At 60.6% G+C, this 16,583-nt stretch carries 16 protein-coding genes; 7 read left to right on the top strand and 9 right to left on the bottom strand.

The genetic code is table 11. The annotated features are described in order from the left end of the window. Positions 1-23: 23 nt before the first annotated feature. The 8 genes from ABIA48_RS17005 to ABIA48_RS16970 all read right to left on the bottom strand — a co-directional run bounded on the left by ABIA48_RS17005 (position 24) and on the right by ABIA48_RS16970 (position 10,003). Positions 24-1,259: a retropepsin-like aspartic protease gene (locus ABIA48_RS17005; RefSeq protein ID WP_429490127.1), complete on the bottom strand. Its 1,236-nt coding sequence runs from the start codon at positions 1,257-1,259 to the stop codon at positions 24-26. Positions 1,260-1,429: 170 nt separating this feature from the next. Continuing rightward, the gene (locus ABIA48_RS17000; protein WP_429490125.1) at positions 1,430-1,996 is read right to left on the bottom strand and encodes an N-acetyltransferase family protein; all 567 of its coding nucleotides are present in this window, start codon (positions 1,994-1,996) and stop codon (positions 1,430-1,432) included. A 148-nt stretch (positions 1,997-2,144) separates the two neighbouring features. Further along, positions 2,145-2,915, bottom strand: a complete 771-nt coding sequence (locus ABIA48_RS16995) for an electron transfer flavoprotein subunit beta (protein ID WP_204930897.1) — start codon at positions 2,913-2,915, stop codon at positions 2,145-2,147. Between the two features lie 15 nt (positions 2,916-2,930). After that, the gene (locus ABIA48_RS16990) at positions 2,931-4,151 is read right to left on the bottom strand and encodes an electron transfer flavoprotein subunit alpha/FixB family protein (RefSeq protein WP_429490122.1); all 1,221 of its coding nucleotides are present in this window, start codon (positions 4,149-4,151) and stop codon (positions 2,931-2,933) included. Further along, positions 4,151-6,094, bottom strand: coding sequence for a dimethylglycine demethylation protein DgcB (gene dgcB / locus ABIA48_RS16985; RefSeq protein ID WP_429490120.1), 1,944 nt, complete (start codon positions 6,092-6,094; stop codon positions 4,151-4,153). The genes ABIA48_RS16990 and dgcB overlap by 1 nt, the downstream gene beginning before the upstream one ends. Before the next feature lie 162 nt (positions 6,095-6,256). After that, positions 6,257-8,317: a dimethylglycine demethylation protein DgcA gene (gene dgcA, locus ABIA48_RS16980; RefSeq protein WP_007994448.1), complete on the bottom strand. Its 2,061-nt coding sequence runs from the start codon at positions 8,315-8,317 to the stop codon at positions 6,257-6,259. Positions 8,318-8,332: 15 nt separating this feature from the next. Further along, a complete protein-coding gene (locus ABIA48_RS16975) occupies positions 8,333-8,863 on the bottom strand; it encodes a DUF5943 domain-containing protein (RefSeq protein WP_007975505.1) in 531 nt (176 codons plus the stop codon). A gap of 162 nt (positions 8,864-9,025) precedes the next feature. Continuing rightward, positions 9,026-10,003: a dipeptidase gene (locus tag ABIA48_RS16970; RefSeq protein ID WP_033052003.1), complete on the bottom strand. Its 978-nt coding sequence runs from the start codon at positions 10,001-10,003 to the stop codon at positions 9,026-9,028. Positions 10,004-10,226: 223 nt separating this feature from the next. Here ABIA48_RS16970 and ABIA48_RS16965 point away from each other — a divergent pair, with 223 nt between their 5' ends. The 3 genes from ABIA48_RS16965 to ABIA48_RS16955 all read left to right on the top strand — a co-directional run bounded on the left by ABIA48_RS16965 (position 10,227) and on the right by ABIA48_RS16955 (position 11,620). Beyond that, positions 10,227-10,628 (top strand): lysozyme inhibitor LprI family protein, encoded by a 402-nt coding sequence (locus ABIA48_RS16965; protein ID WP_429490117.1) that lies wholly within the window; start codon positions 10,227-10,229, stop codon positions 10,626-10,628. 218 nt (positions 10,629-10,846) lie between these two features. Continuing rightward, positions 10,847-11,170 carry a helix-turn-helix domain-containing protein gene (locus ABIA48_RS16960; RefSeq protein ID WP_429490115.1) on the top strand — a complete coding sequence of 108 codons (324 nt, stop codon included), beginning with the start codon at positions 10,847-10,849 and terminating at the stop codon, positions 11,168-11,170. 33 nt (positions 11,171-11,203) lie between these two features. Beyond that, the gene (locus ABIA48_RS16955) at positions 11,204-11,620 is read left to right on the top strand and encodes a DUF3010 family protein (RefSeq protein ID WP_429490113.1); all 417 of its coding nucleotides are present in this window, start codon (positions 11,204-11,206) and stop codon (positions 11,618-11,620) included. A 132-nt stretch (positions 11,621-11,752) separates the two neighbouring features. Here ABIA48_RS16955 and ABIA48_RS16950 read toward each other — a convergent pair whose 3' ends face one another. After that, on the bottom strand, positions 11,753-12,697 hold the full coding sequence (locus ABIA48_RS16950; protein ID WP_429490111.1) for a GlxA family transcriptional regulator: 945 nt from the start codon (positions 12,695-12,697) through the stop codon (positions 11,753-11,755). A gap of 226 nt (positions 12,698-12,923) precedes the next feature. On the opposite strand from ABIA48_RS16950, the gene ABIA48_RS16945 reads away from it, so the two are divergent. The 4 genes from ABIA48_RS16945 to ABIA48_RS16930 all read left to right on the top strand — a co-directional run bounded on the left by ABIA48_RS16945 (position 12,924) and on the right by ABIA48_RS16930 (position 16,572). Continuing rightward, complete coding sequence (locus ABIA48_RS16945) at positions 12,924-13,868, top strand: choline ABC transporter substrate-binding protein (RefSeq protein WP_310056293.1); 945 nt, start codon at positions 12,924-12,926, stop codon at positions 13,866-13,868. A gap of 95 nt (positions 13,869-13,963) precedes the next feature. Continuing rightward, positions 13,964-14,851 (top strand): 3-keto-5-aminohexanoate cleavage protein, encoded by an 888-nt coding sequence (locus ABIA48_RS16940; RefSeq protein WP_007985953.1) that lies wholly within the window; start codon positions 13,964-13,966, stop codon positions 14,849-14,851. A gap of 143 nt (positions 14,852-14,994) precedes the next feature. After that, complete coding sequence (locus ABIA48_RS16935) at positions 14,995-15,960, top strand: L-carnitine dehydrogenase (protein ID WP_429490109.1); 966 nt, start codon at positions 14,995-14,997, stop codon at positions 15,958-15,960. Positions 15,961-16,095: 135 nt separating this feature from the next. Then, the gene (locus ABIA48_RS16930; RefSeq protein WP_429490107.1) at positions 16,096-16,572 is read left to right on the top strand and encodes a thioesterase family protein; all 477 of its coding nucleotides are present in this window, start codon (positions 16,096-16,098) and stop codon (positions 16,570-16,572) included. Positions 16,573-16,583 lie beyond the last annotated feature (11 nt).

Genomic DNA, 16,583 nt, shown 5'->3' with positions numbered 1-16,583 from the left:
ACATTGGGGGCGAACTGAAATGGTCAGATCTTGTTAAAACACGACCGCCCCGACTCGATATCCAGATGCAATTCAAAGTCCTTGAATGCACGCCACCCGAGCAGAATCGAAGGCACGTATCGCCCAAGCACCAACGACGGCGGGATGGTGAAGCCTGGATAGTATTTGTAGTGAATTGCCATGGTATTGCCCGGCAAGGTCAATACGCCTTTGAAGGTCTGGTAGCGCGCTTGAGAGGCGGCGCTGATGGGCGAGCTGCCAGGGGTCAGGGACGCGACGACATTCATCGGACTGCCCGGTGAAGCCGACGTCAGGTAATCGATATTCCCGGTATCCACAATCGCCAACGTCACCCGGTTGTCCAGCCTAGCGGTGATGGCCAGTCGTTGGTTGATATCCATACGGGTGTAGATAATCGGCGAGTCACAGCGCCCGGAAGGCGCGGCATTGAGCTCCAGCGTTTTCCTGGTGATTTTCAGCCGCCCCAGCTTGCTGATCAAATCCAGCCCCAACAAGTTGTCCCTATCGCTGACAAAGACCAGGACGTTCCTGAATTCGCTTGCGCCTACTTTTATGGATTCAAGAATCCCGAGCCTGGCAGACACGTCACGCTCACCATAAAAAGTGCTGTAGGCATAGTGCGAGTCGGTTAACAGCCTGACCCCCATCCGTTTCGCAGTTTCATTGTTGACTCGGGTTTGCGGCGCCCCCGTATCGAGAATGAAACGTGAGGAATGACCATTTGCCGCGCTGACATCAATGAATGGCAGCACCTCTTCGGCGATGGAAAACTCACTGGAATAAGGATGAATCGCAAGCACTTCCCGCTGCCTGGTTCTTTTTACAGAGAAATCATCGAGGGCTCTCAGGGTCGAGAGAGATTCGTTGCCGAACATTGAAAACAATGCTTTCAGGTCTGGATCCCTTTCGATCGCCAGAGCGTGTTTACGCTTGATTGCCAGATAATATTCAGGGAGCTGATTTGCGGCTTTGGTCTCGAATATTCTGGCTAGAACCGACACAGAGCAACTGAGGTTTTCAGCAGCATCCAGCACTTTCTCGCACTGCTGCCTCAGCTGCACCAAAGACGCTTTCTGCCCCTGCTCAGACTCCATCCACTGATAGAAATCCGCAACGACATCGGCACGTGCCGCGGGAGCTTTTGTCTGGATGGCAGACATCAATCCCGAAGACAGACACATAGCCGATGCAAAGAGCATCAGGGCCCGACCGCAAGCGTTCATATTCAACCCATTCATAAAAACCAGGTTTTATGAGTAAGCGCTGAACGTCAGATAGCTCCCGAAACCGTGCTGCACCCTTAAACAGCGCCTAGAAAACTTTAGCTCAGTAGGCTGGGGTACGCAGGGTGACAGAGGTTATCCATGGGGTTGTGGATAACCGCCGTTTGCACTTTCACGCGGCAGGATTAGGGCCTGTGCATAAGATAGGCTTCACCGGTGACGCGGATCATTGGATGAGGGGTGACCTGGCAGGTTTTGATGATCCCGAAGCCGTGTCGTTCGTAAAAGCGCCGGGCGCCAGTGTTGGCGGCATAGTCGATCAGGCTCAGGCCATTGAGCCCCAGCCGCTCGGCACGTTCTTGAGCATGGGCGAGAAACTGCACGCCCAGCCCCCGATTGCGCCAGCCTTCATGCAGGGCCAGGCTGGAGATGTACAGGGTATCGGGCACCTCCATGTCGGCGTAAGGCGCCAGTACCGGGTCGGTTGTCGGCTCCGCCAGTGGATCGTGACGCATCACGTAGCTGTGCATCATGCCAATGACCTGGCCATCGGCCTCGGCAATCAGGCAGTTCTGGTAGGAAAAATCCACGTCGTCGCGGGCATACCGAATGGCGCCGACATCCAACAGATCCTGGCCGGGCTCTGCGATCTGGCTCCAGATGTAATCTGAAGCGCCTTCGGATGAAATCTGGAACAAGCGCGCAATCTCACGCGCATCGGCGCGCACTGCCGAACGAAATTCAACTGCCATTGTTCCCCCATAAATGTCGGTGAGATGAAGCCTTTCTGTGGGAGCGGGCTTGCTCGCGAAGGGGGCGGGCCAGGCAACATACATGTCAACTGACACGCCCCCTTCGCGAGCAAGCCCGCTCCCACATTTGATCCGGGGTGACTATTTGTCAGCGGACCACACCCTCTTCAATCAGCAACTTGAGGATCGCTTCAGCCCCCGCTTGTGCCGTAACGCCCTTGAGCACTTGTCCACCGCCGCCGCTGGCCTTGGCCGTCGCGGCTTTCATACGGTCGGCACCGCTCTTGGCCTTGATCACCTTCAGGCGCTTGGGTCGGGGCTTGGCCGGTTGCAGGCTGGCGACCGCGAGCAGTTCATCGTCGATGACTTCAACTTCCTGCGCTTGCAACACGCCGCGTCGGGCCGGGCCATAGGCACTCTGCCGCGGCTTGGGCGCTGCGTTATCCACCGTCGCCAGAAACGGCAGGCGCACCTTCAGCCGACGACGTTGACCGCGCGGCAAGGCTTGCAGCACCAGCGCCGAACTGCCATCGATGGACTCGACCTGCGCCAACCCCACCACCAGCGGCCAGCCCAGGCTTTCGGCCAGCAGGAACGGCAACATGCCCGAGCCTTCGCCGGTTTCCGCCTGGCTGCCGGTCAACACCACCTGCGCCCCGGCATCGCGCAAATAGTCGGTCAGCGCCGGTAGCGCGTCGGCACCTTGCGGTTGTTCCAGCACATGCAGTTGCTCAAGCCCCATGCCCAGGTAAGCGCGTAATGCAGGCTCGGCAATGTCGCCGGCATGCAGCACTTGCAGGTTATCCCCAGCCAGTTGCAGGCCCAGTTCCACCGCCCGTGCATCCTGTTCCGCGCGACGCGGCCGACCGGACGTCGGGTGGGCGCCGATGGACACCAGGCTGATGATTTTCGTGCTCATAACCCTTTCCTTCCCTTAAGCCGCATCGCGCTTGGCGTCGTTGCGGTAAGCCTCTACCGCCTCGATCAAGGCTTGAAGAATCTCCGCACTCTCGCCGATCACCGAGAGGTCCGCGCGCTTGATCATGTCGCAGCCAGGGTCGAGGTTGATCGCCACCACCTTGTCGCAGGCACCAATGCCTTGCAGGTGCTGGATCGCCCCGGAAATCCCCACCGCCACATAGACCCGTGCGGTGACCCAGGTGCCGGACGCGCCGACCTGACGGTCGCGAGCCATGAAGCCGTCGTCCACCGCCACCCGGGATGCGCCCTCGGTCGCGCCGAGGGCTTCGGCGGTCCTGTGGAAAAGTCCCCAGTCCTTGACCCCGTTGCCGCCGGAGAAAATGAACTCGGCTTCGGCCATGGGAATGGCTGCCGGATCGACGGCCACCGCGCCCAGGTCCTCGATCCGCGACAGGCTGCGCGCCACGGTTGTGGATAACTCCACGGGCAAGGCTTCGTGACGGGTTTCGCTGACAGGTTCAGCGCACTCGGCAGCCGCCAGGATCAAGCGCGCCAGCGGACGGGCAAGGTCTTGCAGACCCGCGCCGGCGCGGCCGATGCATTCCTGATCCTTGACTTGCCAGACCCGCGTGGCCGGGCGCTCGCCCAGCGCCGCGGCAAAACGCCGGCCGAGTTCGCCACCACCACTGCGGCTGTCCGGCAGCAACCAGTGACGCGGGCTGAACTGGTTATCCACAGCCCGCAGGCCCTGGACCCGTTGTTCCGGTGCATAACCGTTGAACTCTTCGCCTCCCAGCACCAGCAGGCGGTCGACGCCTGCCGTGGCGAAAGCATTTTCCTTGTGCTCGCCGAACACCACCGCCAGCACTGCGCCGTCCTTGCCGGCCAGTTGATGCGCGAGGCCCAGCAAGTCACGGTCGTGACTGCTCAAGCGACCACCGACCATGTCCGGCACCACGCTGATGTAAAACGCCGGCGCGGCCACCTGATGCAATGGCAATTGCACTTCGACAGCGGCTGAACGTTTGGTCACCCCGCCCTGCTGGGCGCCGCTGCGGTCGATGCGCTTGATGCCGTTGGGGCCGATAAAGCCAATGCCATGGGGATTCTTGCGGATGACGCCGTTAGGCCCCATCCAGCTGTGTTGCGCCGGCTGCATGGCCGCGTGCAGCGGATGCAGACGGTTGCGGGCGATCCATTCGGCCCGGGGGTCGCGGCGGATAATGTCGCTCATCAGTGGGCCTCCGCAGGTTCGCGCTTGGCGGGTGTCTTGGCGGGCGCGGCGTCGTCGAGCAACGCGTCTGCCACCAGTTCGGCAATGTCCTTGATCAGCGGCCGGGGTTCGACCACGCCTTCGAGCATCGCCGTGCATTGTGGACAACCCACGGCCACCAGTTCGGCACCGGTTTCGCGGATGTCTTCCATGCGCATGTCGGGAATGCGTTGCTTGCCGGGAATGTCGGTGATCGGCGCGCCGCCACCGCCGCCGCAGCAGCGCGAACGGAAGCCGGAACGTTGCATCTCTTTCACTTCGATCCCGAGGGCGCGCAGTACCTCGCGCGGTGCCTCGTATTCGCCGTTGTAGCGACCGAGGTAGCACGGGTCGTGGTAGGTCACGCTGTCGCCTTTGTGCTGACCGAGGTTCAGCGCGCCGGCCTGGATGATTTCCGCCATGTAGGTGCTGTGGTGCTGCACCAGGTAGTTGCCATCGAATGCGCCGTACTCGTTTTTCAGCACGTGGAAGCTGTGCGGATCGCAGGTGACAATGCGGTTGAAGTTGTACTTGGCCAGGGTCTGGATGTTGCGCCTGGCCAACAGCTGGAAGGTTGCTTCGTCGCCCAGGCGCCGCGCCACGTCACCGCTGTCGCGTTCTTCGAGGCCAAGCACGGCGAAGTCGATTTTCGCCGCCTTGAGCACTTTGACGAAGGCGCGCAGGGTGCGCTGGTTGCGCATGTCGAAGGCGCCGTCGCCAACCCAGAACAGCACGTCGGTGGATTTCTTTTCGCTGAGCAGGTTGAGGTTCAAGTCTGCCGCCCAGTTCATCCGCCCGCCCGGCGCGAAGCCGCCCGGGTTGTCGGTGGCGATGAGGTTTTCCAGGACTTCCGCGCCTTTGTTCGGCGTGGCGCCCTTTTCCAGGGTCAGATGACGGCGCATGTCGACGATGGCATCGACGTGCTCGATCATCATCGGGCATTCCTCGACGCAGGCGCGGCAGGTGGTGCACGACCACAGGGTTTCCGCGTCCACCAGACCGTTGACGATCGGTTGATGCGGATTACCGGCGTGCTCACCGATGGCCTTGCCCGGATACGGACTGCCGGCGAACTTCGCATCGGTACCGCCAGCCAGGCCGACGACCATGTCCTGAATCAGTTTTTTCGGGTTCAGCGGCTGGCCGGCGGCGAACGCCGGGCACGCTGCTTCGCATTTACCGCACTGCACGCAGGCATCGAAACCGAGCAACTGGTTCCAGGTGAAATCCTTGGGTTTTTCCACACCCAGTGGCGCAGTCAGGTCGCTAAGATCCAACGGCTTCAAACCAGTGGAACGGCCGCCACCGAAGCGCTCGGCGCGACGGTGCCAGGCCAGGTGCAAGGCACCGGCAAAGGCGTGCTTCATCGGCCCGCCCCAGGTCATGCCGAGGAACAGTTCCGACACGCCCCACAACACACCAACCCCGAGAATCGCCGCCAACAGCCAGCCACCGAAGTTTTCCGGGAGGATGCCCGCCACCGGCAGAGTCACCAGGAAGAACGAGGCCGAGAACGCCAGCAGGCTTTTCGGCAGGCGCATCCATGGGCCTTTCGACAGACGCGACGGAGGATTGCGCCGACGCAGATAAACAAAAATCGCACCAACGAACATGACCGCTGACATCAGCAGCAGCGCATAGCCGAGGAAACGGTTATGCAGGCCGAAACCATGCACCAGAATCGCCAGCACGACGGACGCTACCGCTCCGCCAGCCGTGGCGACGTGGGTATTGGCAATGTATTTGTCCCGCGCCACCACGTGGTGCAAATCGACCATGTAGCGCTTGGGCATGGCGAACAGGCCACCGATCAGGTCGACTTTCGAAGCCCGGCCCCGGCGCCACATAGCCACCCGCCGCAACGCACCAAGGACACCAAGGCCGATGGCTGCGAACAACAGGATTGGAAGAAGGGTGTTCAACATGGTGAAGCTCCCAAAGACCGCAGGATCTTGCAGGTCGAGATGCCTTACTCGGTTCCTGCGGGAGCGGGCTAGCTCGCGAAAGCGGCAGGTCAGTCAATTCACGTGCGACTGACAGAATGCATTCGCGAGCAAGCCCGCTCCCACAGGGTCATGTGCAAGCCTTTAGAAGTCTTTGCACAACCGCAGCGCGTCGTAGATCGCCGCGTGTACGTTACGCTGGGCCACGCAGTCGCCGATGCGGAAAAGCAGGTAGCCGTCGCCGCTCTGTTCCAGGCATGGCTGCGGCTTGATCGCGAACAAGGCTTCGACGTCGATCTGACCTTTGTTACGCGAGCCTTCCTTCAGCGCGTAGTAGATTTCTTCGTCCGGGCGCACGCCGTTTTCAACGACCACCTGGTCCACCACCCGCTCCTCTTTGGCGCCGGTGTATTCGTTCTCCAGTACCGCCACCAGCTTGTCGCCTTCGCGGTAGACCTTCTCCAGCATCATGTCGCCGGTCATGATCACTTCTTTCGGATACATGCTGCGGTAGTACGTCGGGAACGAAGTGCCGCCAATCGCCACACCAGGCTTGATGTCGTCGGTGACGATCTCGACCTGACTGCCCTTGTCGGCGATGAAGTCGGCGGTCGACATGCCGGTGAATTCGCAAATGGTGTCGTAGACCAGTACGTTCTTGCCCGGTGCTACCTTGCCATCGAGAATGTCCCAGCTGCTGACCACCAGACCTTCAGCCGCGCCCCAGTGCTCGTTCTGCTCGATGAACGGATGACCACCGACCGCCAGCACCACCACATCCGGACGCAGGTCCATGATGGTCGGCGCATCCGCCGCGGTGCCCAGGCGCAGGTCGACTTTCAACCGTGCCAGTTCCAGCTGATACCAGCGGGTGATACCGGCGATCTGGTCACGCTGCGGCGCTTTCGACGCCGTGGTGATCTGCCCACCGATGAATTCCTTTTTCTCGAACAGGGTCACGTCGTGGCCACGCTCGGCGGCCACACGAGCGGCTTCCATCCCCGCCGGGCCGGCACCGACCACCACCACCTTGCGTTTTTTACCGGTGGTTTTCTCGATGATGTGCGGCACGCCCATGTATTCACGGGAGGTCGCCGCGTTCTGGATGCACAACACATCCAGGCCCTGATACTGACGGTCGATGCAGTAGTTGGCACCGACGCACTGCTTGATCTGGTCGACCTGGCCCATCTTGATCTTGGCGATCAGGTGCGGGTCGGCGATGTGCGCGCGGGTCATGCCGACCATGTCGACGTAACCGCCTTCCAGAATACGGGTGGCCTGGTTCGGGTCCTTGATGTTCTGCGCGTGCAGCACGGGAACCTTGACCACTTCCTTGATACCGGCCGCCAGGTGCAGGAACGGCTCCGGTGGATAACTCATGTTCGGAATCACGTTGGCCAGGGTGTTGTGGGTATCGCAACCCGAACCCACGACGCCGATGAAATCGAGCATGCCGGTGTCGTCGTAATACTTGGCGATCTGCTTCATGTCCTCGTGGGACAGGCCATCGGGGTGAAATTCGTCACCGCAGATACGCATGCCCACGCAGAAATCGTCACCGACCTCGGCGCGCACGGCCTTGAGCACTTCCAGACCGAACTTCATGCGGCCTTCGAAGGTGCCGCCCCATTCGTCGGTACGCTTGTTGACCCGAGGGCTCCAGAACTGGTCGATCATGTGCTGGTGCACGGCCGACAGTTCGACGCCGTCCAGGCCACCGGCCTTGGCGCGACGCGCAGCTTGTGCGTAGTTACCGATCACCCGCCAGATTTCTTCCGGCTCGATGGTTTTGCAGGTGGCGCGGTGCACCGGTTCACGTATGCCGGACGGCGACATCAGCGTCGGCCAGTTGAAGCCGTCCCAACGGGAGCGACGGCCCATGTGGGTAATCTGAATCATGATCTTGGCGCCGTGCTTGTGCATGGCGTCGGCCAGATTCTGGAAGTGCGGAATGATGCGATCGGTGGACAGGTTCACCGAACTCCACCATTCCTGCGGGCTGTCGATGGCGACTACGGACGAACCGCCGCAAATCGCCAGGCCGATCCCGCCCTTGGCTTTCTCTTCGTAGTACTTGACGTACCGGTCGGTGGTCATGCCGCCGTCGGTCGCATAAACCTCGGCGTGCGCCGTGCTGAGCACGCGGTTACGGATGGTCAGTTTGCCGATCTGGATCGGCTGGAACATTGCTTCGAAAGCCATGGCGGGTTCCTCGACTTACAACGGCTTGACGATAAACAAGCCGTCTTCGTGGCCCTCTTCGGAGCCACCGTAGACTTGCTCGGCCACAGTGCGGATCTTGCTGCCGCGAGCGGCGAGAATCTGATCCATCGCACCGGCAAACCAACCGGTGAACATGTAGTCGACCTTGCGCCCGACCTTGCCGTACACGTAGACGAACGCCGAGTGTTCGAGCTTGACGCTGGCGGTGCCTTTGTCGAGGTCGATGTCCTGGATCTTGAACAGGCCCCAGCCGCGCTGCGACAGGCGCTTCATGTAGTGCTCGAACACTGCTACGCCTTCCAGGCCGTGGCATTCGGCTTCTTTTTCGCACCAGTGCCAGGCGGACTTGTAGCCGGCCTTGTAGAGGATTTCGGCATAGGCTTCAGCGCCCAGCACTTCCTCGATGCCCATGTGGTTGTTAACGAAGAAATGCCGTGGCACGTACAGCATCGGCAGGGCGTCGGACGTCCAGACACCGGTTTCGCTGTCGACTTCGATTGGCAATTGCGGGGCGATCTTGGCCATGGAAACTTGACTCCAAAAAATTCGTTGTGTGTTTTGCGTAGCAGCTGCCGAGGTACGAGGCTGCGTTGCGTATCCGTAGGACCGCCCTCGGGGGCCGCTTCGCAGCCCGACGCAGCCTCGGGCCTCGGCAGCCGCTACAAGGGATCGTTGTTCAAAGTGGGCTTATTCGCCCCAAACGTCTTTCAGGACGTTTACCCAGTTCTCGCCCATGATCTTGCGTACCACGCGCTCGGAATGGCCGCGCTTGAGCAGGGTCTCGGTCAGGTTCGGGAACTCGCCCACGGTGCGGATGCCCAGCGGGTTGATGATCTTGCCGAAGCTGGTCAGGCGGCGGGCGTAGCCCTTGTCGTGGGTCAGGTATTCGAAGAAGTCCTGACCATGGCCCTGGGTGAAGTCAGTGCCAATGCCGATGGCGTCTTCGCCGACGATGTTCATCACGTACTCGATGGCTTCGGCGTAGTCGTCGATGGTCGAATCGATGCCCTTGGCCAGGAACGGAGCGAACATGGTCACGCCGACAAAACCGCCGTGGTCGGCAATGAACTTGAGTTCTTCATCGGACTTGTTGCGCGGGTGCTCCTTGAGCCCCGACGGCAGGCAGTGGGAGTAGCAGACCGGCTTCTTCGATTCGAGGATGACTTCTTCGGAAGTCTTGGAGCCAACGTGGGACAGGTCGCACATCACGCCCACCCGGTTCATCTCGGCGACGATTTCGCGACCGAAGCCCGACAGGCCGCCATCACGCTCGTAGCAACCGGTGCCCACCAGGTTCTGGGTGTTGTAGCACATCTGCACGATGCCAACGCCAAGCTGCTTGAACACCTCGACATAGCCGATCTGGTCTTCATAGGCGTGGGCATTCTGGAAGCCGAAGAGGATGCCGGTCTTGCCCAGTTCCTTGGCCTTGCGGATGTCGGCGGTAGTGCGCACCGGCATCACCAGGTCGCTGTTCTCGCGGATCAGCTTCTGGCTCGCGGCAATGTTATTGACGGTGGCCTGAAAACCCTCCCACACCGACACGGTGCAGTTGGCCGCGGTCAAACCGCCCTTGCGCATGTCTTCGAACAGTTCACGGTTCCACTTGGCAATAATCAGCCCGTCGATAACGATGCTGTCGGCGTGCAATTCGGCTGGGCTCATCAGGCTGTCCCCTATTAGCGATTCATGCGCCGAATCGTCTGCCGGCGCTTTGGGGCCAGCATATGCCTGAGGGACGGTGCAGCCGGGTGCAAAAACGACAGGGGGTTTGCCGAAAGCGTCAATCCGCGACAAAGGGTCGTCTTCAGCCACGATCGCCTCCCTGTTCAAGGCCCTCGGCTTGGGCCAGAATTCGCCGCATCACTGGAATAGAGCGGCGACCTGAATGAAATCCATCCTTCTGGCTTTGGCACTGATTGCGACCGGCGTACACGCAGCGCAGGAGTCCGACGACAACCCGTGCGACAAAGTCGAAAACGACGTCCAGACCCTCGAGTGCTCGGCCTTCAGCAAAACCACCGCCGAAGACCTGCTCAAGGAAAACTTCCAGGGCCTGACCGAGCGCATGCAGTCGCAGTACGGCAAAAACCCGTCGCAACTGGCCGACATCACCGCCAAGCTCAAGGCCGCCCAACAGCAATGGCTGAAGACCCGCGACGCAGACTGCGCCGTCGAAGCCTTCCCGGCCACCAGTGGCAGCAAGGCGTTCACCATTGCCCAGAACGATTGCATCGCACGGATGAGTGACGAGCGGTCAGAGTTTTTGGAGTCGATTGGGCAGGAGTAATCCCCATTCGTCCGTCGAAAGCTGGTATCACTACCGGCTTTCAACCTAAGAACAACACCCTTTCCCACAAAGCACTTTGATCTGACCTACAGCGTCTGTCCAAAGCCGTTACTCTGCGGGCTTTTTCACGCAACATGCCGAAAAATGTTGTTGATGGCCAACCATAAAAATATAAGCAAAGATTCGATAATCTTATAAAAGACTTATATTCTTCCGCGATGAACGTACCTACTGACATCCAAATCATCAACGACGCCGAAGGCAATCCCGCGTTCGTCGTCATTCCCTACGCGCAATACATCGCGCAGAAAATCGAGCCTGATCTGATACCCCACGAAGTGGTGAGTCGTATCGTCGATGGCGCCACCCCTATCCGCGCCTGGCGCGAACACTTGAACCTTACACAGGATGAAGTGGCCAAACGCATGGGCATAACCCAGCCTGCCTTTGCCCAACAGGAAATAGTCGCCAAGCCCCGTAAAGCCACTCGCGAAAAAATCGCTTTGGCGTTTGGCATCACTGCCAGCCAGCTTGAGCTGTAAGCTGCTCACCCTCTGTCACTAATGGGATTGAACATGAAAGTCTGCGGCATCGAAATCAAGGGCAGCGAAGCGATCATCGCCGTGGCCACGCTGGACGGTCAGGCGCTGAACCATGTCGCGCTCGCCACCAAGAAAATCGCTCTGGACGATGACGACGAAGCCGCCAACGTCAAAGTGTTCGCAGCCCTGGTCGCCTCGTTTGTCCGTGAGAATTCCATCGACCGCATCGCGATCAAGAAGCGCAGCAAGAAAGGCGAGTTCGCTGGCGGGCCGACCACGTTCAAGATCGAAGGGGTTTTCCAGCTGCTGGAGAATTGCGAAGTGACCTTGCTGTCGCCGCAGACCATCAATGCCCAGGCCAAAAAGCACAATTTCGAACTGCCGGGAGCGCTGAACAAGTATCAGCATGAGGCCTATAAGGCAGCATGTTCGGCGTTGGTGAAGAAGTAGTAGATTTTTCAGATCAATACAAAACTACTGTGGGAGCGAGCTTGCTCGCGATGGCGGCCGTTCAGTCAACGTCTGTGTTGAATGTGCCGGCCTCATCGCGAGCAAGCTCGCTCCCACAGGTTTCTCGGGCGCTCATGCCTGCGCGATACGCCGGTCCTCCCGCGGGCACCGCGCATATTTCGCTCGATAACTGCGGGTGAAATACGACGGCGATTCAAACCCGCAGGCAATGCTCACCTCCAGCACACTCATGTCGGTCTGACGCAGCAGCTGCCGGGCCTTTTCCAGCCGTAAACGCAGGTAGAAGTTGCTCGGCGTATCGTTCAAGTGCAAGCGAAACAGGCGCTCCAGCTGCCGTCGCGTCACCTTGACCGATTCCGCCAGTTCCAGCGTGCTGAGTGGCGGTTCGCTGTGCTGCTCCATCTCGCCGATCACGTGCACCAGTTTCTTGTTGCTGATGCCATAACGCGTGGCGACTTCCATGCGCTGGTGGTCTTTGCGCGGGCGGATACGGCCGAGTACGAACTGCTCGCTGACCTGGATCGCCAGCTCGGGACCGTGGGCCTGGGCGATCAGGTCCAGCATCAGGTCAATGGAAGCGGTGCCGCCGGCGGAGGTGATGCGTCGGCGGTCGATCTCGAACAATTCCTGGGTGACGCTGAGCTGTGGATAAGACTCCTTGAAGGCGTCGATGGCCTCCCAGTGCAGGGTCAGCCGATGGCCATCGAGCAAACCCGCCTCGGCGAGAATGAAGCTGCCGGTGTCGATGGCGCCCAGGGTCACGCCTTCGTTGTCCAGCCGCCGCAGCCAGTGCTCCAGCGCCGAGGTGGCGAACTTCAAAGGTTCGAACCCGGCGACCACCAGCAGCGTCGCGCCTTTTTTCAACGGTTCCAGCGCCGCATCGGCGTTGACCGACATGCCGTTACTGGCCAGCACCGCCCCGCCATCGGCACTCAGTACATGCCAGCGATACAGTTCGCCGCGAAAACGATTGGCGACCCGCAGCGGCTCGATGGCCGAGATAAACCCAATGGCCGAAAAACCCGGCATCAACAAGAAGTAGAAATCCTGGGACATGGAGCGCACTCGCTTAGCAGGTAACAGGAGGCCAGGTAACGAGAGGGCGGGCAGCGTAGGGACGTTGATACGCCAGTTGCGAGCGGCATACAAGAGCACAGGTCGCTGCAGTGCAAGAGCTGGTCGCCGCAGTGCGCTTTCACGGGCGCTTAGCTGCGTAACTTGGCATCACCGGCGCACAAAGACGACCGGACCCACAATAATGAAACTGCCGAGGAACCTGAGAATGAAACGACTGATCAGCAGCTGTGTTCTTGCACTCAGTGGTACCGCGTTACTGAGCGCCAGTGTCATGGCCGCCGAACCCGCCGCATGCCAGAACGTGCGCATGGGTGTAGTGAACTGGACCGACGTGATCGCCACCAGTGCCATGACCCAGGTATTGCTCGATGGCCTCGGCTACAGCACCAAACAAACCAGCGCCTCCCAGCAAATCATCTTCGCCGGGATCCGCGACCAGCGTCTGGACCTGTTCCTCGGCTACTGGAACCCGCTGATGACCCAGACCATCACCCCGTTCGTCGATGCCAAACAGGTCAAGGTGCTTGAGGCGCCAAGCCTGCAAGACGCCCGCGCGACCCTCGCCGTGCCGACCTACCTCGCCGACAAGGGCCTGAAAACCTTCGCTGACATCGCCAAATTCGAAAAAGAACTGGGCGGCAAGATCTATGGCATCGAGCCTGGCTCGGGCGCCAACACCCAGATCAAGGCGATGATCGCCAAGAACCAGTTCGGCCTCGGCAAGTTCCAGCTGGTCGAATCCAGCGAAGCCGGCATGCTCGCCGCGGTGGATCGCGCCGTGCGTCGCAACGAAGCCGTGGTGTTCTTCGGCTGGGCGCCGCACCCGATGAACGTCAACGTGAAAATGACCTACCTCACCGGCAGTGAAAACGCCCTTGGGCCGGACGAAGGCAAGGCCACGGTATGGACCGTCACCGCGCCGACCTACGCCGAACAATGCCCGAACATCGGTCGCCTGCTGAGCAACCTGACGTTCACCGCCGAAGACGAGAGCCGGATGATGCAGCCGCTGCTGGATCACAAGGACGCCTTCGAATCGGCCAAGCAATGGATCAAGGATCACCCGCAGGACAAAAAACGCTGGCTTGAAGGTGTCACTACCTTCGATGGCAAACCGGCCGCTGAAAACCTGCAACTGACCAGTAAATAAACCTGATTGAACCTCCGACTCGCAGCCCCGACGGGCTGCGAACGGGATCACCACGCCCGGCCAAAACCAAAAACTCGCCTGTAAGGAACCGCCAAATGAACCACGACGTCATCATCACCTGCGCACTCACCGGTGCTGGCGACACGACCAGCAAGAGCCCACACGTGCCGGTCACCCCGAAACAGATCGCGGCCGCCGCCGTGGAAGCCGCCAAGGCCGGCGCCACCGTGGTTCACTGCCATGTTCGCGACCCGCAAACCGGCAAGTTCAGCCGTGACGTGGCGCTGTACCGCGAAGTGATGGAGCGCATCCGCGAGGCGGACGTCGACATCATCGTCAACCTCACCGCCGGCATGGGCGGTGACCTGGAAATCGGTGCCGGCGAGAATCCGATGGAGTTCGGCCCGAATACCGACCTGGTCGGCCCATTGACCCGCCTGGCCCACGTCGAAGAATTGCTGCCGGAAATCTGCACCCTCGATTGCGGCACCCTGAACTTCGGCGACGGCGACACTATTTACGTGTCCACCCCGGCGCAGTTGCGGGCTGGCGCCAAACGCATCCAGGAACTGGGCGTGAAAGCCGAGCTGGAAATTTTCGACACCGGTCACCTGTGGTTCGCCAAGCAGATGATCAAGGAAGGCCTGCTCGACAACCCATTGTTCCAGCTGTGCCTGGGCATCCCATGGGGCGCGCCGGCGGACACCACCACCATGAAAGCCATGGTCGACAACCTGCCTGCCGATGCGGTCTGGGCCGGCTTCGGCATCGGTCGCATGCAGATGCCGATGGCGGCGCAAGCGGTATTGCTCGGCGGCAACGTGCGCGTCGGCCTGGAAGACAACCTGTGGCTGGACAAGGGCGTGCTGGCGACCAACGGCCAACTGGTCGAACGCGCCACGGAAATCCTCAGCCGCCTCGGCGCCCGGGTGCTGACCCCGGCTGAAGGCCGGGCAAAAATGGGCCTGACCAAGCGCGGTTAATTCACAACAACTTTCCCCCTGTGGGAGCGAGCTTGCTCGCGATGACGTCGGTACATCCGAAACATCATCTGCGGCAGGAATACCGCCATCGCGAGCGAGCTCGCTCCCACAGTTTTTTTCCGAGCCAAATTCAGGAATTGACCATGAGCTTCATCACCGAAATCAAAACCTTCGCCGCCCTGGGCAGCGGTGTCATCGGCAGCGGTTGGGTGTCCCGCGCCCTCGCCCATGGCCTGGATGTCGTGGCCTGGGACCCGGCACCCGGCGCTGAAGCAGCCCTGCGCAAACGCGTTGCAAATGCCTGGGGTGCCCTGGAGAAACAAGGCCTGGCCCCCGGCGCTTCGCAGGATCGCCTGCGCTTTGTCGCGACCATCGAAGAGTGCGTGCGCGATGCCGATTTCATCCAGGAAAGCGCCCCGGAACGACTGGAGCTGAAACTGGAACTACACAGCAAAATCAGCGCGGCGGCCAAGCCCAATGCGTTGATCGGCTCCAGCACCTCCGGTCTGTTGCCGAGTGAATTCTACGAAAGCTCCACGCACCCGGAACGCTGCGTGGTCGGGCACCCGTTCAACCCGGTTTACCTGCTGCCGCTGGTCGAAGTGGTCGGCGGTAAAAATACCGCCCCTGAAGCGGTGCAAGCCGCGATGAAAGTCTATGAATCCTTAGGCATGCGCCCGCTGCACGTGCGCAAGGAAGTACCGGGCTTCATCGCCGACCGTTTGCTTGAAGCGCTGTGGCGCGAAGCGCTGCACCTGGTCAACGACGGCGTGGCGACCACTGGCGAGATCGACGATGCCATCCGCTTCGGCGCAGGCTTGCGCTGGTCGTTCATGGGTACGTTCCTGACCTACACCCTCGCCGGTGGCGATGCCGGCATGCGTCACTTCATGGCCCAGTTCGGCCCGGCGCTGCAGTTGCCGTGGACCTACCTGCCCGCGCCGGAGCTGACCGACAAACTGATCGACGATGTGGTCGATGGCACCAGCGATCAACTGGGCAAACACAGCATTTCGGCGCTGGAGCGCTATCGTGATGACTGCCTGCTGGCGGTGCTGGAAGCGGTGAAGAGCACCAAAGAAAAACATGGGATGGCCTTCAGCGAGTAGACCGTCAATTGATGGGCCAGCAGGTCTGGCCCCTTCGCGAGCAAGCCCGCTCCCACATTGGAATGCGTCCCCTGTGGGAGCGAGCTTGCTCGCGATAGCGGCAGTCCAGTCACCACACAAATTGGATCAGAAACCATGCCCACCCTCACCACCTACAAAACCACCATCATCCCCGACTGGGTCGACTACAACGGCCACCTGCGCGACGCCTTCTACCTGCTGATTTTCAGCTACGCCACCGACGCCCTGATGGATCGCCTGGGACTCGACAGCAACAGCCGCGAGGCCAGCGGCAACTCGCTGTTCACCCTCGAACTGCACCTCAACTACCTGCACGAAGTGAAGCTCGACGCTCAAGTTGAAGTGCACACCCAAATCATCGCCCACGACAGCAAACGCGTGCACCTCTATCACAGCCTGCATCGGGTCGGTGATGACCTGGCGCTGGCGGGCAACGAACAGATGCTGCTGCACGTGGATCTCGCCGGGCCGCGTTCGGCGCCGTTCAGCGACCTGTCCTTGAGCCGGCTGCAAGCCATCGTCGCCGAACAGGCGGACCTGCCCACGCCCGAGTACATTGGCCGAGTGATCGCATTACCCCCAAAAAAATAACAAGGAGATCG

It is taken from the genome of Pseudomonas sp. S30_BP2TU TE3576, assembly GCF_050436025.1.
GTDB lineage: Bacteria > Pseudomonadota > Gammaproteobacteria > Pseudomonadales > Pseudomonadaceae > Aquipseudomonas.
Note: the sequence above shows the minus strand (reverse complement) of the source record. Positions and strands in the feature narration are given on the sequence as shown.